Genomic DNA, 5,775 nt, shown 5'->3' on the forward strand with positions numbered 1-5,775 from the left:
ATTAACACTGACAAAAAAGGCAAAAAACAGGCGCATCAAATGAAATTTTATCAAAAATATTTTACAAGCTGCTTTAATCCACGGCGGATACTGTCTCGGACACGGCTTGGGTCTACACCTTCTACTTCGGCAATTTCATTTACCGTCATTCCCAGATAGTATCGGGCATAAATTCGCTTTGCCTGTTTCTCCGGCAGCTTCATCACAGCGGCATAGACCTGCTCCTGAAACTGTTTTTCCTCCAGAACCATCTCCGGTGTCTGCGGCTTCAACAGCACCGCATTTTCAATGCCATTCTCGCAATCCAGAGAATACTGTGCTTTATAACGATACATCTTTCGCTCATACGCAGCCTCCGCACGTTCAGCTGCCCGAATAGTCTCCATTACTTCCTCTGTCACATCTACAAAAAAGTCTGTTGTATAAACATCAGGATAAAGTTCCCGAAGGTTAATTTTCTTCATTATGTACCTCCATTTCGATTCACGGGTGATTGACGGGTGAATCGAATGGAGGCGGAGACCGACACCGGCAGACAACCGGGTCATCTCCGAAAAAATGGCAACAAAAAACGCCAGATTTCCATGAGGGAAAACTGGCGCGCCAAGAACAGCCATTATTATACTGAATCACATGGAACGATAATGCCGATGCAATGTTATACTTGCCCGGAGGAGGAGCAATGCTTTTTTTAACTGATGTAGATCATGTAAGCTTTGAAAAAGTAAAAGGGGCACGGCAAAATAACCTCCAATCGGCTACCGTGTCCCTGCAAGTCGTCATAGGTTTGTGTAAACGCAAAGAAACCACGATCAGGCAGCATCCAATAAATTTCCCAACTCTATGCATAACCGTTTCCTCACTGAACGAAAGTAAGGAACATGGCAAGCGCAACAATTCCCAACATCAGCAGCGCCCAAAACGCGCTGATTGCCGTGGATGCGATATTGATAACGCTGCGGCTTCCCCTGCTCCGCACACATACCACCGAAAGAATCAGACCCAGCAGGACAAAAACGATATTGGCTCCGGCCCAAGCGGTTCGGACTCCATCCGACAGCGAAAGGTGCAGAAGCGATGGGGCAAGAGCCACCAGCGGTAGGATGCTCACAATGAGCGCAGCGATACTAACTGATTGAAATTTTTTCTTTTCCATAGTTTTACCTCATTTCTTTTTTCCCAAATTGGGTAACAGCCAGCGCGAAAAACAGGCCAAACACTACAATCGCGCACGGCAGGAACGGAAACACCGAAAAAGCGGCGTCGGAAGTTTCTGCTGTAAAGTCATGAAGAGAGCAGGAAACGAGATAACCGCTGTAACAGTACGGGTAGGCGATCCACAGCGGCGTATTCGCAACCAATACACCGGGAATCACAAGCAGCAGATTTAATCCCACAGAAAGAAGCGGCTTTTCAAACAGCACAGTGATGGCCCACATAGCCGCAATGCACGGCAGCATAGTCAGAAACAGCCCCAAGCACCATTTCAGAAGATACAGGATTGGCAGGGTTTCTGTTACTCCCATTGTCTGTGTCGCAATCAACCCAGCGATTACAAATACGACAAGAAACACCACCATCTCCATAAACAGATAAAAGGTAAGCACACAGAATTTGGCAATGGATAATGCGCAGCGGCTGACCGGCAGCGCCAGCATTTTCAGAATCCCGTTATTTCCTGTTTCTCGTCCTGCGATCATCACGCAAACCACGATCATGCTGAATGGAAGCAGATAGTAGGCGTAAACAAGCGCACTTTGAATAAACATGGCAGGCCACGCATTGGTGTATTCCGGTGTAAAGTAGTTGCTCAAATTCGCAACCCCGGAAACCACCACCAATAAAGGTGCAATGAAAATCAGGGGTACGATTTTGGAGCGTTTTACTTTCATAAACTCGATTTTGAGTAAATCCAAAAAGCTCATTTCTTATTATCCCTCCTTACTCGTAGCGTCTGTACTTCGCCAGCCACAAGCCCACAGCAAGGAACAACAGTGTTTCCACCAAAGCGACAAGGGCAACCGTCGAATCAGGCTGGGCGCTCATGGCTACTGCTGGTTTCAGAATAATCACAAAAGGATGCACCAGCAAAAGCGTCAGCCCCGAATTTGCAAGGGCCATACCACTCAGAAAACCGGCAACACCAATTCCAAGCGGCACCCACATATTTTCAAAGCGCGAGGAAATCAACAGCATAAACGACAGTACCGGCATGGATGTGAGAAAAGAGTATCCGGCAAAGCGTACCAGCGTACCCATCTCAAATGCTCCGTCCGGCAAGTCCGTCATTCCAATCTGTGCAAGTGCCAGGTTTTGCAGCACGATTGCAACCAAAAACATGACCGTCAGAATCAAAAATTTGCACAGATACATGGCCGGGACGCTGACGGGAAGCATATACATCTTCTTTACGGCACTTCCCTTAAATTCCATGTTGTAGATCATGCAGGTAGCAACCACGATACCGAACAGATTCAGCACCATAATCATGCCGTAGAGCTGGGTCAACAAGACATCCATCGGGGCCAGCGGCAAATTCAGAAGTGTGTCTTTCCGCACAATGAAATTGACAAATGCGTAGGCGGCTCCCAAGACACCAACGGCCAGCAGCACGGGAATCACGCCGGTTCGCTTTCCTTTCCGAAGTTCGATTGCCAGCGTTTTCATAATTTTGCCCTCTGCTTTCTGTCCATGTTATCTTTCTCAACCATAGAAAGAAACACATCTTCCAGATTGTCCGCAGCGAAGCCGGATTGCAGGGCGTATTGACGCAGATCATTCATGCTTCCCTCAAACAGCAGCAGCCCGTGGTTGAGAATCCCAATGTCATCTGCAATCAATTCGATTTCAGACAGCATATGGGACGAGATCAGCACCGTGCAGTCGTAAAGGCTGGGCAAGGATTTTACCAGATTGCGGATTTCGTGGATACCAGACGGGTCAAGACCGTTTGTGGGTTCGTCCAGAATCAGAATCGGCGGACGCCCCAAGAGCGCCCCGGCAAGGCCCAAGCGTTGCTTCATTCCCAGCGAATACTGTTTTGCCAGCCGGTCGCCAAACTCGGTCAGCCCTACCAGTTCCAGAGCATCTTCCACATCAGCTTTCGGCAGTTCCAAAATGCGGCGGATAATGTCAAGATTTTCCCGCCCGGTGAGATTCGCGTAGAAAGACGGCGCTTCGATGAAAGAGCCGATCTCTTTGAGAATGGCAATCCGATCCTGCGGAAACTGTTTCCCATCAATGGTAAAGCTGCCTTTTGTGGGAGCGGTCAACCCCAACAGCATTTTCATGGTAGTGGATTTGCCTGCCCCGTTCGGGCCAAGAAAACCATAAATGCTGCCCTTGCGAATATGAAGCGAAACATGATTGACCGAAGTGAAGTTCTTATATTTCTTGGTCAAATGTTCCGTTGTAATGATATAGTCCATAGAAACATCTCCTTTCGATGCTTCTATGGTACAACTTCAACCTGACATCTACATTCTCCCGTCCTTACTTTTACCTTACTTTTTGAGGATGCCCTCCGCAGACTTGAAATCCTATGTTATAATACTTTCGGGAGGTGACGCTATGGACAACTCTTTTCTGCATCGGAAGAAGCTCTTGCTTGTAGACGATGAGCCAGATTTGCTGAAAATGATATCCGATATTTTAAGCGATGCTGGTTTTGAAACGGTACTTACTGCCGCAACGGTAAAAGAGGCTATAATAACGGCAGAAAAAGAAAAACCCGACTTGATGGTTTTGGATGTCATGCTGCCAGATGGGGACGGCTTTTCCCTGATGAAGCAGCTCCGCACTTTTACAAATGTGCCAATCATCTTTCTGACCGCAAAAGACGAAGCAGCAGACAAGTTGGCCGGTCTTGGCCTTGGAGCAGACGATTATATTTCAAAGCCGTTTATGCCGCAGGAGCTATTACTGCGTGTCTATGCGGTTTTGCGCCGAACTTATAAAGAGGACAGCCCGCGGGTTTTCCTGGATGGATGTACGATTGATTTTAGCCGGGCAGAGGTCAACAAGGGCGGCGAGATTATCCCCCTGACCGCAAAAGAGCATACCCTGCTGGAAACGCTGGCCCGCAACGAGGGAAAGATCGTTACGGTTGACGCTCTTTGCGAAGCATTATGGGGCGACAATCCTTTCGGCTATGAAAATAGCCTGAATGCCCATGTACGGCGGATTCGGGAAAAAATTGAAGCCGATCCCTCAAAGCCCGTTTCCCTGATTACGATCAAGGGGCTGGGTTATAAACTGATTACAAGGAAGTGACGCCATGAAATCTTTTGGAACCTATATTTCAAAGCACTTGGCGTCTTTCGCTGCGTTTCTTTTGATCCTGGTAATTGTCAATGTCGTTCTGTATGGCGTGACTTTCTATCACACAGTTTCAGAGGATTACGGAGAAGCGTCCCCGCGCGCCATGCTTGAGCTGACCTCTACTGCGGCTACCACAGAAGGTTTGCCCGATTACGCAGAGCAGAAATTGCGCCAGTACAATATCTGGGCCATGTATCTAACGTCAACGGGCGAATGCTTCTGGCGGCTCGATGTGCCACAAGAAGTGCCGCAACATTACAGCATTCAAGAGGTAGCTTTATTTTCCAAAGGCTATCTGGAGGATTATCCTGTTTTTGTCTGGAGTACAGAGGATGGATTGTTAGTTCTAGGGTATCCAAAGAATAGCTATATGAAGCTCACCAGCAACTACTATTCCATGGAGACTATTCAGAAAATTCCCCTCTATGTGATAGGAATGTTGGGCATGGATGTGCTGTGCCTGTTTTTGGCCTACTATTTTTCAAAACGCAGGATCATCCAGAACACGGAACCGATTGTAGATGCCATTGAAACATTGGCCGATGGCAAACCCGTTTCTCTCCATATTGATAGAGAGTTATCCGAAATTGCGAACAGCGTAAATAAAGCCTCTCTGATATTAAGCAGGCAAAACGAAGCCAGAGCCAACTGGATCAGCGGGGTCTCTCATGACATCCGAACTCCGCTTTCTATGATTATGGGCTATGCAGACCGGATCGCCGCAGACAAAACAGCCAGTGAGGGGGTAAAAGAGCAGGCTGTGATCGTGCAAAAGCAAAGCGCCAAAATCAAAGAACTCGTGCAGGATTTGAATTTAGTGTCTCAACTGGAATATGAAATGCAGCCGCTTCATAAAGAGATGGTTCGCTTATCCAAACTACTGCGATCCTATGTAGCAGACCTGTTGAATACAGGAATTTCCGATAGCTACAACATCGGAATTAAGATCACTCCTGACGCCGAAAATGCTGTGTTGGAATGTGATGCCAGATTGATTTCGCGAGCCGTAAACAACCTTGTCCAGAACAGCATGAAACATAACCCACAGGGCTGTGAAGTCTGCATTTCTCTTACAGCATCGCAAAACCATCTTATCTTGGCGGTTACGGATAACGGAATGGGTCTGCCTGCTGAAAAGCTGCAAGAGCTGGAAGAAAAACCGCATTATATGGAAAGCACAGATGAACGGCTTGATTTAAGACATGGGCTTGGATTGCTGATTGTCCAACAAGTCGCCATAGCTCATAACGGCACTTTCAAACTTACTAATGTTTTCCCGAAAGGGTGTGAAGCCACTTTAATATTCCCGTATATCGGATAAACAGGCAAGTACAAATCTATAAGAAAACGCCAGATTTCCGTGAGGGAAAACTGGCGCGCCAAGAACAGCCATTATTATACTGAATTACATGGAACGATAATGCCGATGCAATGTTATACTTGCCCGGAGGAGGA

The 5,775-nt window shown here is 47.3% G+C and carries 7 protein-coding genes; 2 read left to right on the forward strand and 5 right to left on the reverse strand.

The genetic code is table 11. The features are described 5' to 3' along the window. Positions 1–50 precede the first annotated feature (50 nt). The 5 genes from G4417_RS16185 to G4417_RS16205 all read right to left on the reverse strand — a co-directional run bounded on the left by G4417_RS16185 (position 51) and on the right by G4417_RS16205 (position 3,428). Positions 51–464, reverse strand: a complete 414-nt coding sequence (locus G4417_RS16185; RefSeq protein WP_031476138.1) for a sigma-70 family RNA polymerase sigma factor — start codon at positions 462–464, stop codon at positions 51–53. Between the two features lie 395 nt (positions 465–859). Continuing rightward, positions 860–1,156 carry a hypothetical protein gene (locus G4417_RS16190; RefSeq protein ID WP_173684199.1) on the reverse strand — a complete coding sequence of 99 codons (297 nt, stop codon included), beginning with the start codon at positions 1,154–1,156 and terminating at the stop codon, positions 860–862. A gap of 4 nt (positions 1,157–1,160) precedes the next feature. After that, positions 1,161–1,925, reverse strand: a complete 765-nt coding sequence (locus G4417_RS16195; protein WP_118511439.1) for an ABC transporter permease — start codon at positions 1,923–1,925, stop codon at positions 1,161–1,163. A gap of 16 nt (positions 1,926–1,941) precedes the next feature. After that, positions 1,942–2,667 carry an ABC transporter permease gene (locus G4417_RS16200; protein ID WP_173684200.1) on the reverse strand — a complete coding sequence of 242 codons (726 nt, stop codon included), beginning with the start codon at positions 2,665–2,667 and terminating at the stop codon, positions 1,942–1,944. Next, the gene (locus tag G4417_RS16205) at positions 2,664–3,428 is read right to left on the reverse strand and encodes an ABC transporter ATP-binding protein (protein WP_173684201.1); all 765 of its coding nucleotides are present in this window, start codon (positions 3,426–3,428) and stop codon (positions 2,664–2,666) included. The genes G4417_RS16200 and G4417_RS16205 overlap by 4 nt, the downstream gene beginning before the upstream one ends. A 142-nt stretch (positions 3,429–3,570) precedes the next feature. Between G4417_RS16205 and G4417_RS16210 the strand changes: the two genes are divergently transcribed. Both G4417_RS16210 and G4417_RS16215 read left to right on the forward strand, forming a co-directional pair. Then, positions 3,571–4,272, forward strand: a complete 702-nt coding sequence (locus G4417_RS16210; protein WP_173684202.1) for a response regulator transcription factor — start codon at positions 3,571–3,573, stop codon at positions 4,270–4,272. A 4-nt stretch (positions 4,273–4,276) separates the two neighbouring features. Beyond that, on the forward strand, positions 4,277–5,641 hold the full coding sequence (locus tag G4417_RS16215; protein WP_173684203.1) for a sensor histidine kinase: 1,365 nt from the start codon (positions 4,277–4,279) through the stop codon (positions 5,639–5,641). Positions 5,642–5,775 lie beyond the last annotated feature (134 nt).

Source organism: Blautia wexlerae (assembly GCF_013300825.1).
Classification (GTDB): domain Bacteria; phylum Bacillota; class Clostridia; order Lachnospirales; family Lachnospiraceae; genus Blautia_A; species Blautia_A wexlerae_B.

Bases quoted from the DNA above. Each gene is read 5' to 3' on its own strand.
- G4417_RS16185 (WP_031476138.1), bottom strand. From the start codon at position 464: ATGAAGAAAATTAACCTTCGGGAACTTTATCCTGATGTTTATACAACA.
- G4417_RS16190 (WP_173684199.1), bottom strand. From the start codon at position 1,156: ATGGAAAAGAAAAAATTTCAATCAGTTAGTATCGCTGCGCTCATTGTG.
- G4417_RS16195 (WP_118511439.1), bottom strand. From the start codon at position 1,925: ATGAGCTTTTTGGATTTACTCAAAATCGAGTTTATGAAAGTAAAACGC.
- G4417_RS16200 (WP_173684200.1), bottom strand. From the start codon at position 2,667: ATGAAAACGCTGGCAATCGAACTTCGGAAAGGAAAGCGAACCGGCGTG.
- G4417_RS16205 (WP_173684201.1), bottom strand. From the start codon at position 3,428: ATGGACTATATCATTACAACGGAACATTTGACCAAGAAATATAAGAAC.
- G4417_RS16210 (WP_173684202.1), top strand. From the start codon at position 3,571: ATGGACAACTCTTTTCTGCATCGGAAGAAGCTCTTGCTTGTAGACGAT.
- G4417_RS16215 (WP_173684203.1), top strand. From the start codon at position 4,277: ATGAAATCTTTTGGAACCTATATTTCAAAGCACTTGGCGTCTTTCGCT.